Origin of the sequence: Mesorhizobium sp. M1066 (assembly GCF_040318635.1) — a bacterium.
Lineage (GTDB): Bacteria > Pseudomonadota > Alphaproteobacteria > Rhizobiales > Rhizobiaceae > Mesorhizobium.
Window position 1 is genome coordinate 1 of the sequence record NZ_JAMYMR010000016.1, and the last position, 20747, is coordinate 20747.

A 20747-nucleotide genomic window follows, 5' to 3' on the forward strand; every position below is an offset into this window, starting at 1 on the left:
GTCAGGTTGTGTATACCACACGGCGTTTATGGCGCGTGTGGAATATCGGGCGAGTGGGGCGGCTCCATCCGTCCTGGGGGGCCCGACACGGGGGGCCGCCGGCTTGCCGACGATGTCGGCGAATTCCGGCGACAGCGCGCTGAACTTGCCTTCGGCATCGGTGCGCCAGACGAAGCGCACCGGCGCCGTTGCGCGGTCCATCGCCGAGACGGTCGTCGGCGTGGCCGCGGAAGTGGACTGGATTTCCAGGGCCGCCGGTTCGGCCGGAGCTTCAGGTCCGGGCGCGGCAGGTCGCGGCGCCTGTTGCCCTCCGTCCTCGCCGGCGTTGAAGTACCAATGGTCGTGCTGCGCCGGCGTGCGCTCCAATGCCGGCTGATCGCTGTTGGCCGCCGTCGGCGTCTGTACGGTCGCGTCGGCGATCGCATGCGGCCGCGATCCGGCGACGTCCTCGGTCGGCAACGCGGCGCCTGGTTCGTCGGTCGGTGTCTCTGCGCCCTGTTCCGGCCGGGAGGCCGCGTCGCCAGCCGGTGCTGCCTCGGCAATGGTTTGCGTAGGATGTTCGCCCGCAGGGGCGGTGTCGTCGAGCTGGTCCTCGTCGATCACCACCAGCAGATGCCGCTCCTCGGTCAATCTTGCCAGCCCCGCCGGATAGGAGGCCGTGCCGCCGGGGACAAGGCGCTTGACGATGCGGTCGCTCTCGGCTGCGACGTCGGCAACCAGTGCCGCCAGCGTCTCCGGCAGGATGCCCAGCGCCGAAAATCCCTCCGAGGCCGCCTCGACGTTGCCCCCGGCATCGACAAAGGCGATGAAATGACCATCCTCGGTGAAGCCGCTAATGGCGCGCGCGGCGATTTCGCTGGCACTGCGTGACCCGGTCTGAGCCGCCGGGACCGCCAGCATGATCGCCTTTTCGGCGTCCGGCATGGTCACCGCACTGGCCAGGAAGCCGACGGCGCGGCTGGTCATTCCGGTCGCCAGCCGCACCATGATGGCGCGGTCACTGCCAATCTCGGGAAATCCGCTGGTCGCCATGATCTGGCGCCTGGCGATCACGGGCAACTGCGCCGAGGCGCCAATGATCGCCTCGATGTCGGGATAACCGAACATCGCGGCTCCTGGCCCGTTGGCCCAGATCACCTGCTCCAGATCCGCCGACAGGATCGCGATCGCGTCGCCTGCCGCAAAGCGCTGGCGGACCGCGTCGAGCACGGCGACATCGAGGAAGGAATATTCGGACGGCATGCGCTTGGCGGACCTCACGGAGCGGCGATTTTGCAGTTAACGCTTTGTTAATAAAAGCCGGAGGCGCGAAGGTCCACAAGCCAGAACGTGCAAAGGCTGGAATCTGGGCTCTTGGTTAACGGCCAAAAGAAATTTATGGTGCACTGCAACAAAGATATTGCAATGCACAAAATTTGCCTTTATATTGCCATCATACATGAACGAGACGGCTTTCTGTCAAAGCCGCTGCCGCTGAAAAGGATGGAAAATGTCCAGGACCAAGACCGCCGAGACGATCGAAAACGTTGAATTCCCGAGCTTCGACGCTTCCAAGGCCACCGACCAGATCCGCGCTTTCGCCGAAAAGGGCGTTGAGCAGTCGAAAGAGGCCTATGCCAAGCTGAAGACCGGCGCCGAGGAGACCCAGAAGGCTCTGGAGTCGACCTACGAGACCGCCAAGACCGTTTCGAGCGACCTGTCGCTCAAGACCATCTCCGCTTTGCGTGCCAATGCCGAGGCCGGTTTTTCCCACCTCGAAGCCTTGATCGGCGCCAAGTCGCTGTCGGAAGTCGTCGAGTTGCAGACCGCCTTCCTGCGCAAGCGCGTCGAATCGACCGTCGAGCAGGCCAAGGACTTCCAGGCCGTTGCCTCCAAGGCGGCCGAGGACGTCTCCAAGCCGATCAAGACCGCCTTCGAGAAGGCGATGAAGGAAATCAAGGTTGCCTAACATTTGCGCATGATCGGAAGATGCAACAAAAGGTCGCATTTTCTTAAAAACGATCAGGTGTATGATGGCAGCCATCAAGGAAGACCCGGTGAGTGGAACCTCCTCCCTCTGCTCCCCGGGGTGACCAGCCAGCACCTCCTCCCGCTGGCTCGTAACAGGAAAAGGCCGGCACCTCCTCCCGCCGGCCTTTTTCTTTGTCCGGCGCCTGGTCCTTCTTGCCAGCCAAATGCCGCGTCGATGTGGGGAAGTGACCTTTGCTTTCCAAAAGCCTTGAATTAGAATCCATAAGCCCGTAAGGACGCATCGCCGAACGACAGAGCGGGCGGATGAGTTTCTGTTTCGATCCGCTCGGGCAACGTGCCGTTGTAGCTCAGATGGTTAGAGCGCCGGATTGTGGATCCGGAGGTCGCTGGTTCGATCCCAGCCAACGGTACCATAAATAGTCAGGTCATTTCAAAGACTTAAAGATTTCTGGCTTAGCCAAGCTGGCTTGAGTGTCAGTGCATCCTGTGGACGTGTACCATAGGGAGGTCGTCGAGCTATACCTATGACGGTCGAACCTGCGACGACGTCGGCCGTCGTTTCGCCTGAGATCTTTGCGCAGCCAAAAATGCCGGCGTCCACAGGAGGCTAACGCTTGCGGAAACCGCAGGCCTGAGCCGAGCGGCTATAGCCGGCAGGCCAAGTACCTTCTCGCCGGGAGCGGAATTGCTGGCCCGGTGGTGAGCGGATCTGGTTCTGACGCAAAAGCTGCGTTGGCCGTGGCCGGTGCCCCAATCCCTTTCTTGGCCAAGATGGATACTCCAGCGTTCAGCGGGCGTTGCGGCTCCATGCATACCGCCTCGTTTTCAGCAGCCCTGCATGAGGCGATCTCGAATCATCTCTGCAATCGGTATCGCCGAGATGGCGGCGGGTGAAGGGGCGTTGCAGACGTGCAGCATGCGGTCCGTTTGTGCGAACAGGAAATCATGGATAAGGCACTGTCTTTGCGCACGGCCTGCTTCGTGCGGGAGCAGGTCGGCGAGGCCGAGGCTCGGACAGTATTTCGGGCCAACAGCATCAGGCTGCAGCCGGGATATGTCTCAACCAGCCGCATGGCCGTCGCCAGGCCGACGATGCCGCCGCCGATAACGCAATAGTGGGGCACGCTTGCACAGTCGCCAGCCTTTGGCCGACAGTTTCAGAACTCATTGTCCAGAGGGGCTTCCAGACCCGCGATCTGTCGCCGTCCTTGTCGGCAAGCAGTAGCTGACGATCAATCTCCTCGTGTGGTATCGACATTTCACGGCGGCCAGATCTCGCTGCCAGCGTGGACCGGATGTCGCCGCAGCATACCAAGAAGGACGGTGCTCTTTGACAATCTTCCCCTTCACCGAAGCCACCTCGATCCAGTTCCAGCAGCCCCTGCCGAAGACTTCGGACGTCGTGATCATCGGCGGCGGGGTCATTGGCGTGAGCACGGCACTGTTCCTGGCGCGACGGAACGTCTCGGTGACGCTGCTGGAAAAGGGCCGCATCGCCGCCGAGCAATCCTCGCGCAATTGGGGCTGGATCCGGCAGCAGGGCCGCGATGCCGACGAACTGCCGATCGTCATCGAAGCGCAACGCCTCTGGCGGCAACTGGCGCAGGAATGTGGCGAGGACATAGGACTGAAGCAGACGGGCGTTACCTACCTTGCGCGGACAGACAAGGAGATGGCCGGTTTCGCGAAGTTTCTCGAGATTGCCAAGGCTCATGGCGTCGACACGCGTCTCCTCGACCAAGGTGAGTTGGCAAGCCTGATCCCGGCCATGTCGCGACCGTTCAAAGGCGCAATGATCACCCCATCGGACATGCGGGCGGAACCTTGGGTCGCGGTGCCCGCGCTTGCTCGCCTGGCGTCCCGCGAAGGTGTGACGATCACCGAGAATTGCGCGGCACGTATGCTCGACATCTCGGCGGGACGCATCAGTGGCGTCTGGACCGAGAAAGGGCGCATCGCGACCTCAAGCGTCGTCGTCGCCAGCGGCGCGTGGACGTCGCTCTTCCTGCGCGCCCACGGCATCTCAATTCCGCAGCTCAGCGTCAGGGCGACCGTCGCCGCGACAGCCCCGATGCCGGAGATCCACGCCGGTGCCGCCGCGGACGAACGCATCGCTTTCCGGCGCAGGCAGGATGGCGGGTATACGCTCGCATCGGGAGGCAGCAGCCAACTCTACATAGGGCCGGACGCATTTCGCCATGCGGGCAAATATTTCAGCGCCCTGATGGCCAATCCCTTCGGCACGCGCTACCTGCCGGCCGCGCCGCGAGGATACCCGGATGGCTGGTCGACGCCGCGCAGATGGAACGCGGATGAAGAAAGCCCTTTCGAACGGATGCGGGTCCTCAATCCCGCTCCCGAGACTTCGGCGCTCCGCGCCATCGACCGCGGGTTCAGGGAGCTTTTCCCTCAGTTCACGACTGTACCGCTCAAGGCGAGCTGGGCGGGCATGATCGATGCGATGCCTGATGTCGTGCCCATCGTCGATCGCGCCGCTGCGATCCCGGGTCTCGTTATAGCGACCGGGATGAGCGGCCACGGCTTCGGCATCGGACCCGGCATCGGCCGTGTGTTGTCCGACCTCGTCCAAGGCAACGAGACCGGGCACAACCTCTACAGGTTCCGTCAATCCCGTTTCAGCGACGGCAGTCCGATCCGATTGGGGCCATCGCTGTAAGCGTTCCTGCCGCCCGCCAGCCCATCCGCTCTGGCCTTGAAGGACCGGACGAGGATCTCAGGTGCCGCATGCCCGGGCGTAGGCCTCGATGCTCCGCCGGACGTGACCGATCGCGATCTCCTCGACGTCGCAGGCCCGGTCAGCCCATGTGACTGCAGAAGGCAGGTGCTGGAGAAACAGCATCACCGGCACCTTGCGGCCGTTCAACGAATCGAAGAGACGGTTGCAGGCGGCACGGGCTTGCGGGATCGCCCAATAATATCGGATGCGATCGGAATAGGAGTAGTGGCGCAGCGTCCGCTTGTCGGCATCGCTTCCATGATAGTGGCTTGCCCAATTCTTGGGGGTGCCTTGCATCAGCTCTTCCATTGCGTGGTAAAGCGGCCGCTCGCCATAGTCAGGCACCAGGTCGGAAGCGATCAGGTCGAGCGCGTACAGCGCCTCGCGCAGCTTGAAGGTCAGCTCGGGTCCGACCTTGAGGACGGCGAAGCCGTCCTCGACGAGTTCACGCAACGGCCTCTCACCCTGATAGTCCGTCGAATGGGCTTCGAAAATGAGCGACGGCAATCTGTCGAGGGTTGCCGCCAGGTCGCGGGCCTTTGCCCGATCGTAGAAAATCACATTCTGGTTGCCGAACTCCACGCCCGGCTGCACCACAAGCCCGATGACGCGGGAAAATGCGCTTTCAAGCCCGGCTGTGTGGAACGCCTGGGCGTGAATGGCATGTGTCTGGCGAGCGGCCTCCGGACTGGTCGGGGTGATCGCATCCAATGTGTGATCGGCGCCGCCGGGCGGCGGCACCTCCGTCCCGATGATGTAGACCGGGCTTGCCCCGCCGCTCTGCGCTGCCGCCTGCTCCGCGACGCCCGCCAGCCTGGCCGCGCGCCCGGCCACCGTGTGGTCGTCTAGCGTCGCCGGTTCACCCGCGCAGCCCATCGAAGCATCGAGGTGGATCTTGCGGAAGCCGGCGCGGACATAGGCATCGACCATCTTCCCGGCCTGCGCCATCGCCTCCTCGGCGGGCCGGTCTTTCCAGGGATTAGGGCCGAGATGATCCCCGCCAAGCACGATCAGCTCTTCCGGGCACCGCTCGACTGCCGCGAGCGCTTCCACCATCGCCGCGAAATCGGCCGGCGTCATGCCCGTATAACCACCCAGATGATTGACCTGATTACACGTCGCCTCGATCAGCACGGTGGTGCCGGTTTCCCGGCCGTGGCGCAGTGCGGCTTTCAGCACCAGCGGGTGCGCCGAACACACCGAGGTCACCCCGATTTTCTTGCCTTCCCTGTGCAGGGCCGGCACATCTTCGATCGCCACACGCATCAATTTCTTCTCGCCGTTCTTGCCATGAAATCTTCCAGCTCGGCCGGCGTGCCGGCTCCCTCCATGGGGCCGAGGCGTGTGACGTTGCGCGCGCCTGCCGCGTTGGCGAATTCGAGCGCCGTCTGCAGCGCCATGCCCAGCCGCAGGCAGGCGACATAGGCTCCGCCGAAACAGTCGCCGGCCCCGGTGGGGTCCGTTTCCTCGACGATCAGGCCGGGGCAATCGGCGCGGGCTCCGGTGCTTTGACGGGCTGACGCGCCATGTTCGCCGCGCTTCACAGCGATCTCCTTGACCCCTCGTCTGAACAGCGCCTCGATCGCGCGTTCCTCGCCGTCCATGCCGGCGGCCAGGAACAATTCGTTGCCCGACGGCAGCAGCAGGTCCGCTTCGTCCACCAGGCCGGCGAATTTCTCCTCGGTCTGGCCGTGCGCCAGCAATTCCTTGCGCAGGTTCGGATCGAGCGACATCGTGCCGCCGCGCGCCTTGATCAGCGGGATCGCGCGTTCGGTGATCGCCCAGGCGGCGGGGCTTGCGAACACCGTTCCCATGACGTGGATATGCCCGCAACGCGCGATCAGCGCCTCGACCTGCGGGGTCCATTCCAGCCGGGCGGCGGCGGATTTGGCGATGTTGTAGACGAAATCGCGACTTCCGTCCGTGCGGTAGCGAACAAAGGCGCTGCCCGTCGGATAATCCGGGGAAACAGCGATGGCGGAAGTGTCTACGCCGTCCCGCTTCAGGCGCTCCACGTTGACGACGCCGAAATCGTCGTCGCCGACCACGCCCACCATTGCGGCCGCTCCGCCCATACGTGCGCATTGATCGATGAAGATGGCGGGCGCGCCGCTCGGAAAGGGGCCAATGAGGTCGATAGGTTCCCGGAAGCCGGTGCCTGTCTGCCTCGCGACGATCTCTACCAGGATTTCTCCAATCGTCACGGTTGGCCCGAGCGAGTCCGCTGCAAGTGTTTGGGGGAGGTCGTTCATCAAGCGTCCATCCTGGTGTGGTGTCGTTTGCGGTTTCACGACGCCGAGGCGCAAGGGGGATTCCTACCGGTCGATGTGAATCGATCAGTTGCCATCACGCTACGATCCTGAATGCATGGTCAAGCGCACACCTGGAAGGTAACGACGCGCAACCCTCAGCCGGGAAACAGGTCCAGGATCGACGACAGACGGTTGGTACTGAGGTCGACGTCGTCGCCGAGCAGGCTCCCGCTGGGGAGATAGCCAACCACGAACAGACCGGCGGCTCGTGCTGCCTTGGTGCCGGTGCGGCTGTCTTCCACAGCCACCACCGACCCTGGAGCCATGGCGAGCTGCCGGCAGGCCTCGCGATAGGGCGTGGGGTCGGGCTTGCCGGCCGACACGTCGTCGAGGCTGATTGTGAGACTCATATGATCGAGCACGCCGAGCGCATCGAGATTGGCATTGACGACTTGCCGGCCGGAATTCGAGACGCAGACCTGCGGGACGCCGCGGTCAGCCAGGGTCCGAATCGTCTCGACCGCCTCGGGGATTGGGACGGCGTTCGCCCGGTTCGCGACATAGTGGGCATTGATAGCGGCGAGCCACTCCGCCTGGTCGAGCCCGACTGGGAGACGCGGACGCAGCATTGTCCAGACGTCGCCCATATGGATGCCGCGAAAGGCTTGGTCGGGCAGGTCGTCAAGATCGACGTTCCAGTTGCGGCAGCCGGCGAGGAGGGATTGATGATGCAACGGCTCGCTGTCGATCAGCGTTCCGTCGATGTCCCAGGCGACGGCGCGATACATCACGATGACGATCCCGCTCTGGTCGCGCCAGGAGCCGACAGGCGCGCATAAAGATCGCGATAGCGGCGATAGCCGTCGCGGTAGATGTCAGCCTTGCGCGGGTCGGGATCGAGCCGGTCGGCGAAGCTGACGAAACCGGAAACGCCCGACCAGTCGTCGGTTAGGCCGACGCCGATCGCCGCCGTCCAGGCAGCGCCGATGCAAGAGCCGGGGTGCCCGGTCAGTCGTTGGACCGGCTTTTGCAGGACATCCGCGACAATCTGCATCCAGACCTTGCTGCTCGAGCCGCCGTCGGAGGCGAGATAGCGCTCGGTCCGGTGACCCATGTCGTTGAGCACCTCGATATGATGCGCGATGGCAAAGGCATAGGCCTCGAGCAAAGCGCGCCAGACATGGCCGATATCGTGCGACAGCGTCAGCCCATCGATCACGCCACGGGCCGCTGGATCATGGATCGGCGTCTTCTCGCCGAGGAAATAGGGCAGGATGATGAGGCCATCGGCACCGGCGGGACGCTCTGCCGCCAGCGCATCGAGCCGCTGGTGTACCGAAATACCCTCGGCCTGTGCCGCGACCATCTCGCCGCCGGCGAAATTGCGTACGAACCAGTTGAGGCCCGAGCCGCCGGTCGACATGCAGCCATTGGGCATGAACAGGCCCGGCACCAGATGATAATCGAGATACATGCGCGGATCGGGCTTGATCTGATCGGTGGCGATCAGGATATCGACCGAGCCCCCGAATTTCAGGAGGACATCGCCTGCTTTGGCGACTCCGGCGCCGAGCGCGGAGGCGATCATGTCGGCCGCACCACCGACGACAGGTGTTCCCGCCATCAGGCCGGTCTCATCCGCGGCCTTCGCCGAGACGGAACCGAGGATCTCATGCGAGGCGACCTTTCGTGGCACGGCCGAGCGCGGTATGTGCGCGAGCGCCACCAGATCGTCGTCGATCCGGTGCGTCGAAACGTCGACGAAGCCGGCCTCCAGCGCCCAGTTCTGCTCGACCGCACGTTCGCCGGTGAGGCGCCAGTTGATATAGTCATAGGAGCCGAAAACGGTGGCGATGCGGCTGAACACCTCCGGTTCGTGACGCTCTATCCAGCGCAGCTTAGCGGTGACGAGCTGTTGGTTGATGCCGTTGCCGGCCTTGGCGATGAAAGCCGTCTCATCGCATTCGGTCCGCAGTTCGGCCACTTCGGCGCCACAGCGGCCGTCGCTCTGCTGGATGCTCGGCCGCAGCACCTCGCCCTGGTGGTCCAGAAGAACGACCGCCGGCAGCATGCCGGTGGTGCCGACCGCCACGATCTCCTCGGCTTTGATGCCGCTGGTCCTGAGCAGCTCCTGCACGATATCCCGGACATTGGTCCACCATTGCGAGGGGTCTTCCTCAGCCCAGCCCGCGTGCTCTGAATGTAGCGTGACGGGGCGCGAGGCGAGGCCCAGCACCTGATCGGGAAGCCGGATCAGGATGCCGATCGTCGAGGTGGTGCCGATATCGAGACCGAGAACGAACGCCATGTCGAATCCATTGAAATGCTGGAAGGGCAGGCGGGCGAACCTGTCTGCCTCATCGTGTCCCGCTGCTCGATACCAGTCGATCATTCCGGACGCCGGCCTGCAACGATCGATATGATCACCGCGAGCCGGTGCGATGGCCGGCATCGCCGTGGAAGCCGTTCTCAGCGCAAACTGGCGACAACATCCATGAAGCGCTTGACCCGATCGCCGTCGACGGCGTTCCAGGTATTGCCATCGATCTTGAAATGGGTGCCGATCACGACGCCGCTCGCCAGCGAAAGGACATCGCGGACATTGTCGATGTTCACGCCGGTGTTGGCGAAGACCGGCACGTCCTTGATCGTCTCGCAGACGCTGCGCAGGTGGGACTGGTCGGCCGGCTGGCCAGTGATCGGACCGGAAACGAGGATGGCGTCGGCCATCGACGAGAACACCGCGCTCTTGGCGCGCAATTCAATCGGGCGCTGGTCGAGCGAGTGTGCGAACTCGGCATTGATGTTGAAGAGAAGCTTCATGTCGTCGCGACCAAGGTTGTGCCGCAGGCGCGAGGCGGCGGCGCAATCGGGCTCCCACAAGCCCATGTCGGAAGCGAACAGGCCGGTGAAGATTTCGCGCACGAAACGGGCTCCGGTGGCCGCCCCGATCGCGACGCTGGCGGTCGGATCCCAGAGATAATTGACGCCAAACGGCACTTTCAGCTCGGGCTTCACCGCCTGGACGATCGCGGTCATGGCGGCGATGCCTTCCGGCGGCGCCTTGAAGACATAGGGGCGGTCGTTCTCGTTGCCGAACATAATGGCATCGACGCCGCCGCTCTGCAGCTTGCGGATGTCGGTGAGCACGCCATCGATCAGTTTTTCGAGGCCGCCATCGGCATCATAAAGGGGCGTTCCCGGCAGGGCACCGATATGTGCCATCGAGATGACAGCCTTCTTCTTGTCGCCGAAAAATTCAAATACCATCGAGTCGTCTCCTTGGGGATAAAGTGAAAATATTGCGCCTCAGTCGCGCGTCAGTGGCGGCGCGATGCGCAGGTCGACCTTGGCCGCGGCGAGCGCCGCGGCGATCTTGGCCGGCGGCTCGGCATCGGTGATGAGGATATCGATGTCCGACAGTGGCGCTATCCGCACCAGCGACATGCGCAGGAATTTGGCGGAATCGCAGAGCACGATCTTGGTGCCTGAGCGTCTCAGATAGGCGCGCTTCATATCGGTATCATCGAAGGAATAGTCGAAAAGGCCGTCCGCCGTGATGCCGGAGACGCCGATCACGGCGACGTCGAACCACAGCGCCTCGAACTGGGCGATGGCCGCGGGTCCGCCGGTCGACATCTCGTCGGCTCGTACGCGGCCGCCGGCAACATAGACTTCGGGCACACCGCCGTTCAGCGCCGCCGCGATCCTGAGGCTGTTGGTGAACACCTTGGCGTGCGGAAGGTCCTTGAGGTGCTCGGCCATCAGATAGGTGGTGGTGCCGACATCCAATGCGATCGTGCGGTATCCCGAAACCAAGGCGGCCGCCGCGGCGGCAATCGCGGCCTTCGGGTCACGGCGCTGGCGCAAGCGCGAATCGAAACTCGGCTCCTCACTGTCCATGGCGACCAGCGGCGGGTTATCGGCCTCGATCGCGCCGCCATGGATTCGCACCAGCCTGCCCTCGCGTTCCAGTTCGACGAGATCGCGGCGGATCGTCATGTCGGAAACGGCGAGTTCGGCCGCTGCCGCGGCGACGGTGAGCGACCCCGTCCGGCGCAGGAAAGCGAGGATGCGGGCTTGTCGATCGTGCGCGAGAAGGCGCTGACGATCGGCATCACGCGGTGCGCCATGCGTGGACGATAGGGGAGAGGCGGTGTCGTCGGCCATCGATGTATCCGGTGGGTAAGCCGCTGACGAAGCGGTCTGCAACTTCAACTCTACCGCATGATCGAACATTTTCAAACAAAAATATGTTTGCAGCGTTCGAATTTATTGGTATGCATCTCGATATCAACAGATCGCATTCCGCCACCAAGCAGAGAGAATACGACCATGCCGGCTGTCTCCGTCATTCCTCCAGTGCTTGCCGAACTCGCGGGCAAGCGTGCCTTTGTGACGGGTGGCGGCGCGGGGATCGGTCGCGCGATCGCGACCGCCCTGACGCGGCAGGGTGTCGCCGTGGCGATCGGCGATCTGGATCCCGACGCGGCGCGCAAGGCGGCCGAGGAGATTGGCGGCGGTGCCGTCGCCGTCACGGTCGATGTTCGCCGTCGCGATTCCGTCGAGGCGGCCTTTGCCGCCGTACTGGAAGCGCTTGGCGGCTGCGACATCCTGATCGCCAATGCCGGCGTGTCCACCATGCAGCATGCGCTGGATCTGACCGACGAGGAGTGGGACTTCAACTTCTCCGTCAATGCACGTGGTGTATTCCTGGCAAATCAGATCGCTGGACGGCATTTTGTCAAGCAGGGCACGGGCTGTATCGTCAACACCGCCTCGCTTGCGGCGAAGGTCGGTGCGCCGCTCCTGGCGCATTATTCGGCGTCCAAGTTCGCCGTGCTCGGCTGGACGCAGGCCTTTGCCCGCGAGCTCGCGCCCAAAGGGATACGCGTCAATGCCGTCTGCCCGGGGTTCGTCAAGACCGGCATGCAATCGCGAGAAGTCGAGTGGGAGGCGCATCTGCGGCAAGTCACGCCCGAACGGGTGGTCGCCGACTATATCGCGCAGACGCCGCTCGGCCGGCTCGAGCTGCCGGAGGATGTCGCCGACGTCGTCGTCTTCCTCTGTTCGGATCAAGCCCGCTTCATGACTGGCCAGGGGGTCAACGTGACCGGCGGCGTCTACATGACCTGACGGCTTTTGGCGGCTGTAACCGGATCCTGATGCTGGCACGCGCCATCCAAAAAAGTGAACACATATGATCAGAAGGCAGGCTTTCAATGTTATATTTTGTTCTCTAAGATGACCGTTCGCTCGACTCCGGCCTTCGGCGTTCAGCCGGGTCAGACGGGTTCATGAGGAAAGTCTATGGCGTCTATCGAGCTCGATCGCGTTTCCAAGCTCTACGGCAATGGCAATTACGGGGTGCATGAGGTCGATCTCACCATTCCTGACGGTGAATTCGTGATCTTTCTCGGCCCGTCGGGATGCGGCAAGTCGACGACGCTGCGGATGATTGCCGGCCTGGAGAGTATCTCTTCCGGCGATCTCCGCATCGGTGGCAAGAGCGTCGCCAATGTCGCGCCGCGCGACCGCAACGTCGCGGTGGTTTTCCAGAGCTACGCGCTCTATCCGCATATGTCGGTGCGGCAGAATATGGCCTTCGGGCTGAAGATGCGCGGCACCGACGCAGCGGTCATCGATGCCAAGATTGCGGACGCCGCTAACCTGCTCGGGCTGCAGAATCTTCTCGGCCGCAAGCCGGCAGCGCTTTCGGGCGGCCAGCGGCAGCGTGTCGCGCTCGGTCGGGCGATCGTTCGCGAACCGGCGGCCTTCCTGCTTGACGAGCCGCTGTCCAACCTCGACGCGCAGCTGCGTGCCGAAATGCGGCTCGAACTCGTCAAGCTGCACCGGCGCCTCGGCCGTACCATCGTCCATGTCACGCACGACCAGGTCGAGGCCATGACCATGGGCGACCGCATATGCATCATGCGCGATGGTCGCCTGGTCCAGGCCGGCCGGCCGCTTGAAGTCTATGCCGACCCGGTCAACACCTTCGTCGCGCGCTTCCTGGCGACGCCGCCGATGAACCTCTTTCCGGCCACGCTTCAGCCCGCACCTGGCGAAGGGCTCTCCGTCGTGACCGACAGTGGTGCCGTGCTTACCGTCCCCGCCCGCCACCGCAACGCCTATGGCGAGCGTGTCGGGCGCCGCGTCATTCTGGGCGTGCGGGCCGAGGATTTCCACGAAAGCCCCGACAAGCCGGACTGGCAGAAGATTGCCGTACGGGTCGTGGCTGTCGAGGCTCTCGGCGCCGAGAACGTCCTGATCGGCCAGATCGCGGGTCAGCCCACCGGCAAGGATCATGCCCATCCCGCCGGAGACGACAGGCCGTTGGAGATCGCCGCCCGCCTGAGCCGTTATTTCACGGCGCCCGTCGGCTCGATCGTCGAGCTCTACATCGACCCGTTGCCGATGCACCTGTTTGATCCCGAGACCGAACTGGTCATCGCACGGCCGAGCCTCATGGGGGCCGCTCAATGACCAGCATGGACGGAAGCGAACGGCCTGCCTTTCGCCGCCGCTTCGGCCTGCATTTCGGGCTGATTGTCGTTTGCGCCATCGTGCTGCTGCCGCCGCTCTGGGTGCTGCGGACGAGCTTCGTGCCCGAGCAGCTATCCTACAGCAACGAGCTGATGCCGGCCTTTACGACGGACAATTATTCGGCGCTGCTGTCAGGTCGCTTCGGACAGTCCTACCTCAACAGCCTGATCGTCGCGCTCGGCTCGGTTCTGCTCGCATTGCCTTTTGCCGCCACCACCGGCTATGCCTTCGCCCGCTTCCGCACGGGCGGTCGTTGGGCGCGTTTTGCCGTTCTGGCGACGCAAATGCTGCCGCCCGTGGCGCTGGTGCTGCCGACCTTCACACTGTTCCGCAGCCTGGAGCTCAGCAATTCGCTGACCGGGCTGATCATCGTTTATGCCGCGCTCAACCTGCCTTTCCTGACCTGGATCCTGATGGGCTTCTTCGAAGGCATTCCAGTCGATCTGGAGTGGGCGGCGATGACCGACGGCGCGACCGCCTGGGGCGCCTTCTGGCGCATTGTGCTGCCGGTGTCGATGCCCGGTATCGCGGCCGCCGGCGTGCTCGGCTTCATCCTGGCGTGGAATGAGTTTTTGTTTGCCCTGGTTTTGAGCGGGCCGAAGACGGCGACCATACCGGTTGCGCTCGCCGCGTTGCAGACCTCGAACGGCGTCCAGATCGCCAAGGTTTCTGCCGGCGTCGTGCTTGCCATCCTGCCGCTGGTCGTGGCTTCCCGCTTCATCCAGCGTTTCATCGTCCAGGGCTTGACGTTCGGCAGCGTGAAATAGGCCGGTCGCTCCGAGAGCCGACATGGCTCGCTAGCCGGTTATGAAATCGTGACGGGATCACCGCCGCGTCCAGAGGGAAAGAGGAGTAGAGAGTTATGACTTGGAACAAGCAGACCTTGATCAAAATGCTGATGACGGCCGTGAGCGGGGCAGCGGTTGTCAGCGCATCGCTTCCGGCCAGGGCGGCTGAGCCCATCACCTTGCACGCCTTGATGGAAGACGTGCCGGAAACCAAGATCATCGAAGCGCTGTTGCCCGAATTCGAGAAGCAGACCGGCATCAAGGTCGAGTTCGAGAAGATCGGCTATCCCGACATGCACGACAAGCTGGTGTCCCAGCTGACCGCGCCGCAGAGCTACTACAATGTGCTCGAGGTCGACTTCCTGTGGGCCGGCGAATTTCCGGCGGCCGGCTGGCTGGCCGACCTGAAACCCTTCGTCGAGAAATCCAAATACGATCTGAGCCCCTTCATTCCCTCGACGCTTGACCTGCTCGGCCGGACCAAGGACCAGCTGTTCCTGGTGCCCATGTACAACTACTCGATGGGCCTCCTCTACCGCACGGACCTGATCGGCGACGAGAAGCTCAAGGCCGCCTACAAGACGGCAACCGGCAAGGAACTCGCTTTGCCGACGACCCTCGAAGATTATGTGGCGATTTCCAAATTCATGAAGGCCAATGCAGGCGTCGCCGGAGCCGCGATGCAGGGCCAGCGCGGCGATCCCAACAGCATGGAATTCTCCAATTACCTGTTCTCCGCCGGCGGCAGCTATCTCAATGCCGATGGCAAGGCGAGCCTCGACACGGCAGAGGCCAAGAAGGCGCTCGATCTCTATGTCGACAACATCCAGCACGGCGCCCAGCAGGGTGCTGTATCGGCGACGCTGGATGACACCATGCGCCTGATGTGCAGCGGTTCCGCCTTCAGCATGGTCACCTATTGGTGGATGCTGCCGCAGATGGACGATGCCGTGAAGTGTCCGACGGTCGCCGGCAAGGTCGGCCTGTCGGTGATGCCGGGTGGCCATGGCGAAAGCGGCGGTTGGGGCTGGGGCATTCCCAAGAACACGTCGCCGGAAGAGCAGGAAGCCGCCTGGACCTTCATCCAGTGGGTGCAGAGCAAGGATGTTTCGGTGAAGCGCGCGCTCGAGGGCCACGCGCCCGTGCGCAGCGATGTCTATGCCGATGCGGCGGTGCTGGCGAAATATCCCTTCTACAAGACCGCCGAGGATGTGGTGGCGACCGGCAAGTCGTTCCCGATCTTCACCTATTCGGCGCAATACGAGGATCTGCTCGGTACCCAGCTCTCGCTGGCGGCTGGCGGCCAGGCGACATCGGACGCGGCGCTGAAGGCGGCTTCCGACGGCCTGCAGGGGCTCCTCGACAAATAGCGGTCCGGCTCGGCAAGGAGATCCGGCGCGGCGGTGTCAGCCGCGCCGGACTTGTCCAGACCCCGGATCTTGACGAGATCAGCAACCGACCAAGGCTCGGCTACGATGCACAATGCGATCAAAAAAGGATGGGCTGCCCGTGGCCGCGAGTGGCGGACCGGCTGGGCCTTTGCCTTGCCCGGCCTGCTGCTGCTGGCGATCGTGATGGGCTTTCCGCTGGCCTATGCCTGCATCCTCTCGATCTCCTCGATGACCTTGATCAAGCCGCAGCTTCTGCCGCTTGTCGGGTTCAAGAATTTCGCCTCGATGATCGGCGATGAGCTGTTCTGGAACGCGCTCTGGCTCACCGTGCGCTATTCGGCGGTGACGGTGGTCGGCGAATTCGTGATCGGGCTCGGCATCGCCCTGATGCTCAACCGGACGGTCCGGATGAAGCCCGTCTATTTCGCGGTTCTGACCATTCCCATGGCGATGTCGCCGATCAGCGTCGCCTTGATCTGGCGCATGCTGCTCCAGCCCAATCTCGGCATCGCCAATCATCTGATGGAAACGTTCGGCCTGCCGCGCCTCGACTGGCTCGGCACGCCAGGCATGGCGCTCTGGACGATGGCGGCGATCGACATCTGGCAGCAAATGTCCTTCGTCGTGCTGATCCTCGCCGCGGGGCTCGCCGCTCTGCCGCGCGATCCCTATGAGGCGGCTGAAGTGGACGGCGCACGCGGCTGGCAGCAATTTGTCTACATCACCCTGCCGATGCTTCGGCCGGTCGCAGCGATCACCATCATCATCCAGCTGATCAACGAGTTCCGGACCTACGATCTGCCCTATGTCCTGACCAAGGGCGGGCCGGGCAACGCGACCGAAGTGCTGAGCTTCTTTGCCTATCGCCGTGCCTTTCTCGGCCTTTCGCTCAACGAAGGCGCGGCCGCCGCGTTCGTGCTGCTGCTGATCGTCCTTGTGCTCACCGTGATCTTCTTCGCCGTCCTCGAACGCTCGCAATCGGGAGAGGGCCGGAAGTAGGCTGTTAAGCCTTGAGCAATCTATACGGCCTATCCTGGCTTGCAGATTGTCGAGGGAACATGAAACGCAAGCCGCTTCTGCTTTTCGCCTTTCCGTTTCTCATTCTGGCGCTCCTGGCAGGGGAGCGCATGGCGACCTTGTTGCTGGGCACCTATCCGGCCAGCCCCACCGCATGGTGGCTATGGCTTGAACTGCGCCCTCTGTCGACGGTGCTTTGGCAGCAGGTCGATGTCTGGCTGGGCGGCTCCATGGCTGTCGACGCCGTCATCCTTGCCGCGGCAGCGATCGTCTGCTGGGTGGCGTGCCATACCAAAAAGTCGGCATTCTCGTTCCTCGCCAACCACGTCGCCTTGATTTTCGCTGGCCTGATGATCGCCGTCGGCAGCCATTCGGAAACGGCGAGCACGATTGCCGAATTCACGTCGCCCAAGGGTCTTCCGTATTCGCTGGCCGTCGATTTCACCTTGAAGAACAGCCTGGTTCTGCTTTTGGGCATCGTGGCCTGTGCCTACTGCCACATCGCCTTCCTCACTGAGGCGCGGGAGCGGTCCGTCCGGGCCATCCGTATCCTGGCGCTGCAGCGCGATCTCTAGGGCAATATATGGCGTCTAGTTGATCCGGCGGTAATAGACCTTGCCGTCGGGCTGCTGGATGCGCTGGTAGTTGGAGCTTGGGGCAGGGGGCGAGGCCGACGCGATTCTCTTCCTGGGTGCGGGCGCTTCGATGACGCCGGGTTCGCTCGCGCTCTCGCCGTCGAGGGCTTCGGGCGCTTGCGCCAGCGTGCTGGTGGCGATCTCGGACGGTTCCTCCGCACCCGGCATGGCCTCGCCAGCGGCGACCGGTGCATTCTGCCCCAACCGGGCGATGTTGCCATCGATCTCGTTGAAGCTGCCTTGCAACTGGCTGTCCAGTTTCTCGAACCTGCTCTGGAAGCCGTTGTTGACCGTGTCGAGCCGGGCCGCGATCCGCTGCTCGAACGCGCCGAGCTGCTCCAGCCGCGCCTCGACGAAACGCAGGTCGCTTATGCCCCGATAGAGATAGACCGCGGCCGCCATGTTGACCGCGGTGATCAGAAGCGCGCCACCGGCGACGATGACGCCGATCGTCTTTGCCTTGCTGGGTTTCTCGGTAGCAATCGATTCGCGCTGTTCCTGGTTTCCGATATCGATCGCCGGCATGTCCGGTTCGCTGATCATCGTCATTGGACCACCACCTTTGCGCCGACCGCGACGCGTTTGAAGAGATCGATCACATCCGTGTTGGTGAGACGAAAACAGCCCGATGTCCCGTCGAAGCCGACACCCGACGGGTCGTTGGTGCCGTGTATGCGGTAGAGCGTGTCGCGCCCGTCCCGCGAGAGGTACAGCGCCCTTGCGCCGAGCGGATTGTAGGGGCCGGCGGGCACCATTTTCGGCAGCTCCGGCTGGCGGGCCCGCATTTCCTGCGGTGGGCGCCACTCCGGCCATTCGGTCTTCGCCCCGACCTTGACGACGCCCGTCCAGCCGAACCCGTCGCGCCCGACGCTGATCTGGTAGCGCAGCGCCTGGCCCTGGCGGGTCACCAGGTAAAGCGCCTTCTCGTCCTTGCGGATGACGATCGTTCCCGGCTGTTCCGGGGTTGCGAAGGCAACGGCTTTGCGCAGGCTGGGTCCCATCGCCGGCAGCGGCGGCCGCTCCGAAAGTGCCGACCGCGCCTCGGCGAAGTCGTGGGCGGACAGCGCCAGCGCCACGCCGAGCACGCAGGCGCCGGCGAGCTTTGGGGCGATCCGGTATCTACCGGGCAGCGTCATCGAGCCGCTCTTTGAACATCCGCTTCAGATCCTTGTTGAAGCGCGCCCGCCCATCCACTTCGGAAGGCGGGATGGCCCTGTTCAGCGCATCGGTCAGAAGCGCGTTGTCGAGCGCCACCGACTTGATGTGCGGCGCCTTGAAGATCTTTTCGAGCTCGCTGCGCGAAAAATGGTTCCCGAACCATTTGCGCTTGTGCTTGTTGGCGACCAGCGTGATCGAGACCGCATTGCCGCGCAGCTCGCGGATCTTCTTGTAGAGCCGCTTGCCTTGCCGCAGCGACGCGACATTGAGTTCGAAGACGATGAAGATCTCGTCGCTCGTCGACAGCACGGAATTGTGCCAGGGCGTTTCGAGATTGGGCAGGTCGATGACGATGTCGTCGAAGCGGTAGGCGACGAGGTCGAGCAGCCGGAAGACGAAATCGCTGCCATGTGGCTCGAACGGCAGTTGCGGCCGCTCGAAAGCGTAGAGCGTGAGCCCGGACGGGCGCGACAGCTTGATGACGTCCATCAGTTCGACATCGAGCCGCTCCGGCTGGCCGATGATGCCGGCAAGGTCGAACTGGTTGAACAAATTGAGATAGGCGCCGCAATTGGCGCTCTGGAAATCCAGGTCGACGAGACAGGTGGACGCCGCGCGTTCAGCCGATTTCGAAGCCAGGAATTCGGCCGCCGAAAGCGCCAGCGTCGTGGCGCCGGCGCCGCCGCTGGCGCCGATGAAGGTGATGATCCGGCTCTTCGTTCCCTGGTTGCCGGTGTCGTGGAAGGTCACCGCATTGAGCAGCTCCTTGCCGTCGAGCGGCTTGTGCAGCCAGTCCGAGGCGTTCATGCGCACCAAAACGCGCGTCTGTTCCGAGGTCAGCTCGTCGGAAACCGCGATCAGCGGCACGCTGGCCCACAGCGCGCGCGCCTCGACGATGCCGGACCTGCCGAGCAGCTCGCCACTGCCGAGATCGAGGATGACGATGCCCGGCCGCGTATCGGCGGGCGGCCCCTTGAGGAAGTCGCTCGTCTCGGAAACCCTGACGTCATAGATCGCCAGCGCATCGAGCCGCGTCGCCACATCGCGCTTGAAATTCGGATCCGACGAGAACAGCGCCACCTGCTTGCGCTTGGTCGGCGTAACCTTGGTGTTGATGGCATTCATGGCCAGGTGCTTTTCATGTCTTCGCCCGTGACCGTGCTCAGCATGGAGGGCATGGTGATGGTTCCGAAACCAAGCAGTCCGCCCAGGAAAAAAAATTGGAAGGGATGGTTGGTGATGCTCACCGTGATGGTGGGCACAGCCCCGCTGGGTCGCGTCCAGTAACCGAGTCCGGACGCCTGGTATTGAATCCTGACTTCGGATTTCTTTAGAATTGGCAGGAAAGTATTCATTCCAGCCCGGCTGCCGCTGCCATTGAAGATAAAATCGAACGCAGGCTGGCTGACATCAAGGTTTTTGCAAGTGGCGCTCGCGCCGCAAGTGCATGAAACAGTTCCTGCGCTGCTGGCTGTACAGATATAACTGTAAGTAGTGGAGTTGGCGGGGACGGGCTTGCCTACGTCCAGCGGGTCGGTGGGCGTCATTGCCTCAAGCAAAAGTCCGCTTGCCACCGGCGTCGAGATCTGCGCCAGCCTTGCTCCTGCCTGCACGGCCTTGTTGGCGGCGTTCCACTGGTAGAAGGCGTAGCCAAAATCGACAAAGCCAAACAGCAGCGTCAGCAGCAACGGCATGAGGATGGTCACCTCCACCATGGTGGCGCCAGACTGGTCCGCGCGGAAACTTTCCCTCGCCTTTACCATCCGAACACGCGCTCCTGATGGGACGCATCTATGCTGATGGCTGTGATGCCTATGAGTCCCAGCAGCCCGACGCCACTGTAAGGAAGCGAAGTGCTGACCTGGACTACGTCGACGGTTCCGGTGCTGCTGAGATAGAGTTGTTTCCCCCCGCCATCCACTGCCGCCAACGAAGTCTTGGCGACCGTGACTTGGGCAATGGTCCAGCCCGGAACTCTTGCGCTGCCGCCGCTGATGGCACCATTGACCGCAAGGTTCTTGCCAAGGGTGACGCAATTGTTCCAGGTGCTGTCATTGCATCGCGCCATGTAGCGCGCGGCATCTTCCACGCCTGCCTCGAGCAGCAAGCGCTTGTTCAAAACGTTGGAGAATTCGAACACACCGGCCGAGAGAAGCAGCACGAATGGAACTACGAGTGTCGCCTCTACCATAGCACCGCCGCGCTCGTCGCTACGGAATAGGCGGATGGCCTGGCCCAGTGCGATCAACATG

Annotated in this window: 20 protein-coding genes, 1 tRNA gene and 2 pseudogenes; 10 read left to right on the forward strand and 13 right to left on the reverse strand. The window is 63.2% G+C overall.

Features of this window, described 5'->3' with window-relative positions; all coding sequences use genetic code 11:
• Positions 1 to 1242, reverse strand: a pseudogene (locus tag NKH52_RS19955) (PAS domain-containing sensor histidine kinase); the annotation flags it as partial.
• Between the two features lie 247 nt (positions 1243 to 1489).
• Between NKH52_RS19955 and NKH52_RS19960 the strand changes: the two are divergent.
• Positions 1490 to 1948: a phasin gene (locus NKH52_RS19960; RefSeq protein ID WP_224699397.1), complete on the forward strand. Its 459-nt coding sequence runs from the start codon at positions 1490 to 1492 to the stop codon at positions 1946 to 1948.
• Positions 1949 to 2307: 359 nt separating this feature from the next.
• Positions 2308 to 2384: transfer RNA gene (locus NKH52_RS19965), tRNA-His, on the forward strand.
• A 412-nt stretch (positions 2385 to 2796) separates the two neighbouring features.
• Here NKH52_RS19965 and NKH52_RS19970 read toward each other — a convergent pair.
• A pseudogene (locus tag NKH52_RS19970) lies at positions 2797 to 2994 on the reverse strand (L-2-hydroxyglutarate oxidase); the annotation flags it as partial.
• On the opposite strand from NKH52_RS19970, the gene NKH52_RS19975 reads away from it, so the two are divergent.
• Both NKH52_RS19975 and NKH52_RS19980 read left to right on the forward strand, forming a co-directional pair.
• Entirely contained in the window at positions 2917 to 3087 is a 171-nt protein-coding gene (locus NKH52_RS19975) for a hypothetical protein (protein ID WP_352734095.1), read from the forward strand. The pseudogene NKH52_RS19970 and the gene NKH52_RS19975 sit on opposite strands and share 78 nt — an antisense overlap.
• Before the next feature lie 214 nt (positions 3088 to 3301).
• Complete coding sequence (locus NKH52_RS19980) at positions 3302 to 4648, forward strand: NAD(P)/FAD-dependent oxidoreductase (protein WP_352734097.1); 1347 nt, start codon at positions 3302 to 3304, stop codon at positions 4646 to 4648.
• 57 nt (positions 4649 to 4705) lie between these two features.
• Here NKH52_RS19980 and NKH52_RS19985 read toward each other — a convergent pair whose 3' ends face one another.
• From NKH52_RS19985 to NKH52_RS20010, 6 genes are all read right to left on the reverse strand, one after another.
• Positions 4706 to 5974 carry a D-tagatose-bisphosphate aldolase, class II, non-catalytic subunit gene (locus tag NKH52_RS19985; protein WP_352734099.1) on the reverse strand — a complete coding sequence of 423 codons (1269 nt, stop codon included), beginning with the start codon at positions 5972 to 5974 and terminating at the stop codon, positions 4706 to 4708.
• Positions 5974 to 6960: a tagatose kinase gene (locus tag NKH52_RS19990; RefSeq protein WP_352967672.1), complete on the reverse strand. Its 987-nt coding sequence runs from the start codon at positions 6958 to 6960 to the stop codon at positions 5974 to 5976. Before NKH52_RS19990 ends, NKH52_RS19985 begins: the two co-directional genes overlap by 1 nt.
• 155 nt (positions 6961 to 7115) lie before the next feature.
• The gene (locus tag NKH52_RS19995; protein WP_352734101.1) at positions 7116 to 7748 is read right to left on the reverse strand and encodes an HAD family hydrolase; all 633 of its coding nucleotides are present in this window, start codon (positions 7746 to 7748) and stop codon (positions 7116 to 7118) included.
• Positions 7748 to 9268 carry an FGGY-family carbohydrate kinase gene (locus NKH52_RS20000; RefSeq protein WP_352734103.1) on the reverse strand — a complete coding sequence of 507 codons (1521 nt, stop codon included), beginning with the start codon at positions 9266 to 9268 and terminating at the stop codon, positions 7748 to 7750. Before NKH52_RS20000 ends, NKH52_RS19995 begins: the two co-directional genes overlap by 1 nt.
• Positions 9269 to 9429: 161 nt before the next feature.
• Positions 9430 to 10230, reverse strand: coding sequence for a BtpA/SgcQ family protein (locus tag NKH52_RS20005; protein ID WP_352734105.1), 801 nt, complete (start codon positions 10228 to 10230; stop codon positions 9430 to 9432).
• Between the two features lie 39 nt (positions 10231 to 10269).
• Complete coding sequence (locus tag NKH52_RS20010) at positions 10270 to 11130, reverse strand: DeoR/GlpR family DNA-binding transcription regulator (protein ID WP_127271648.1); 861 nt, start codon at positions 11128 to 11130, stop codon at positions 10270 to 10272.
• A 165-nt stretch (positions 11131 to 11295) separates the two neighbouring features.
• Between NKH52_RS20010 and NKH52_RS20015 the strand changes: the two genes are divergently transcribed.
• The 6 genes from NKH52_RS20015 to NKH52_RS20040 all read left to right on the forward strand — a co-directional run bounded on the left by NKH52_RS20015 (position 11296) and on the right by NKH52_RS20040 (position 17277).
• Entirely contained in the window at positions 11296 to 12096 is an 801-nt protein-coding gene (locus NKH52_RS20015; RefSeq protein WP_127292989.1) for an SDR family NAD(P)-dependent oxidoreductase, read from the forward strand.
• 174 nt (positions 12097 to 12270) lie between these two features.
• Positions 12271 to 13446: an ABC transporter ATP-binding protein gene (locus tag NKH52_RS20020; RefSeq protein WP_352734107.1), complete on the forward strand. Its 1176-nt coding sequence runs from the start codon at positions 12271 to 12273 to the stop codon at positions 13444 to 13446.
• A complete protein-coding gene (locus NKH52_RS20025; RefSeq protein WP_352734109.1) occupies positions 13443 to 14273 on the forward strand; it encodes a carbohydrate ABC transporter permease in 831 nt (276 codons plus the stop codon). The genes NKH52_RS20020 and NKH52_RS20025 overlap by 4 nt, the downstream gene beginning before the upstream one ends.
• 95 nt (positions 14274 to 14368) lie before the next feature.
• Positions 14369 to 15664: an ABC transporter substrate-binding protein gene (locus NKH52_RS20030; protein ID WP_352734111.1), complete on the forward strand. Its 1296-nt coding sequence runs from the start codon at positions 14369 to 14371 to the stop codon at positions 15662 to 15664.
• A 105-nt stretch (positions 15665 to 15769) separates the two neighbouring features.
• Complete coding sequence (locus tag NKH52_RS20035; RefSeq protein ID WP_352734113.1) at positions 15770 to 16684, forward strand: carbohydrate ABC transporter permease; 915 nt, start codon at positions 15770 to 15772, stop codon at positions 16682 to 16684.
• Positions 16685 to 16743: 59 nt separating this feature from the next.
• Entirely contained in the window at positions 16744 to 17277 is a 534-nt protein-coding gene (locus NKH52_RS20040) for a hypothetical protein (RefSeq protein ID WP_127292981.1), read from the forward strand.
• Between the two features lie 15 nt (positions 17278 to 17292).
• Here the strand turns inward: NKH52_RS20040 and NKH52_RS20045 are convergent, their stop codons facing one another.
• The 5 genes from NKH52_RS20045 to NKH52_RS20065 are packed head-to-tail and all read right to left on the reverse strand — an operon-like array spanning position 17293 to position 20746.
• On the reverse strand, positions 17293 to 17886 hold the full coding sequence (locus tag NKH52_RS20045) for a hypothetical protein (protein ID WP_352734115.1): 594 nt from the start codon (positions 17884 to 17886) through the stop codon (positions 17293 to 17295).
• Positions 17883 to 18473: a L,D-transpeptidase gene (locus tag NKH52_RS20050; RefSeq protein ID WP_352734117.1), complete on the reverse strand. Its 591-nt coding sequence runs from the start codon at positions 18471 to 18473 to the stop codon at positions 17883 to 17885. Before NKH52_RS20050 ends, NKH52_RS20045 begins: the two co-directional genes overlap by 4 nt.
• Positions 18457 to 19620, reverse strand: coding sequence for a CpaE/TadZ family protein (locus tag NKH52_RS20055; RefSeq protein WP_352734119.1), 1164 nt, complete (start codon positions 19618 to 19620; stop codon positions 18457 to 18459). The genes NKH52_RS20050 and NKH52_RS20055 overlap by 17 nt, the downstream gene beginning before the upstream one ends.
• Positions 19617 to 20258, reverse strand: a complete 642-nt coding sequence (locus NKH52_RS20060) for a TadE/TadG family type IV pilus assembly protein (protein WP_352734121.1) — start codon at positions 20256 to 20258, stop codon at positions 19617 to 19619. The genes NKH52_RS20055 and NKH52_RS20060 overlap by 4 nt, the downstream gene beginning before the upstream one ends.
• Entirely contained in the window at positions 20252 to 20746 is a 495-nt protein-coding gene (locus tag NKH52_RS20065) for a TadE/TadG family type IV pilus assembly protein (RefSeq protein WP_352734123.1), read from the reverse strand. The genes NKH52_RS20060 and NKH52_RS20065 overlap by 7 nt, the downstream gene beginning before the upstream one ends.
• Between the last annotated feature and the right edge of the window lies 1 nt (position 20747).